The 853-nt window shown below is 44.0% G+C and carries 1 protein-coding gene; it reads left to right on the top strand.

What is annotated here, in order from left to right; genetic code table 11:
* The coding region (locus tag E0D98_RS24945) for a colicin-like bacteriocin tRNase domain-containing protein (RefSeq protein ID WP_240723775.1) at positions 1-853 on the top strand (853 nt) is incomplete at both ends.

Below are 853 nucleotides of genomic sequence, written 5' to 3'. Positions count from 1 at the left end.
TTCCGATGACAGTGCCAGTAGTGGATGCCGTTCCAGTTCCGGACCGGAGTCGTCCGGGAACCAATATTAAAGATGTTTACAGTGCCCCTGTATCACCAAATCTACCGGACCTGGTATTAAGTGTGGGCCAGATGAATACTCCAGTTCGGTCTAATCCCGAAATCCAGGAAGATGGCGTTATTACTGAGACAGGGAATTATGTTGAGGCTGGTTATACGATGTCCAGTAATAATCATGATGTCATTGTCCGTTTTCCTGAAGGCAGTGGAGTTTCTCCGCTATATATTTCAGCCGTGGAGATTCTGGACAGTAATAGTTTAAGCCAGCGCCAGGAAGCCGAAAATAACGCAAAGGATGACTTCAGAGTCAAGAAAGAACAAGAAAATGACGAGAAGACGGTCCTGACAAAAACCAGCGAGGTCATCATTAGTGTCGGTGACAAAGTTGGGGAATATCTTGGAGATAAATACAAGGCGCTTTCCCGTGAAATTGCAGAGAATATAAATAATTTTCAGGGAAAAACGATTCGTAGTTATGATGATGCAATGTCTTCCATTAATAAGTTAATGGCTAACCCCAGCCTTAAAATAAATGCAACGGACAAAGAAGCCATTGTGAATGCGTGGAAAGCATTTAATGCTGAGGATATGGGGAATAAATTTGCTGCGTTGGGTAAGACGTTCAAAGCAGCAGATTATGCAATAAAGGCAAACAACATCAGGGAGAAGAGTATTGAGGGTTACCAGACTGGTAACTGGGGGCCATTAATGCTGGAAGTCGAGTCCTGGGTTATCAGTGGGATGGCATCTGCTGTAGCTCTTAGTTTGTTTTCTTTCACATTAGGCTCGGCCCT

The sequence above is a fragment of the Escherichia sp. KCJ4928 genome, assembly GCF_004352695.1.
Taxonomy (GTDB): domain Bacteria; phylum Pseudomonadota; class Gammaproteobacteria; order Enterobacterales; family Enterobacteriaceae; genus ECMA0423.
Note: the sequence above shows the minus strand (reverse complement) of the source record. Positions and strands in the feature narration are given on the sequence as shown.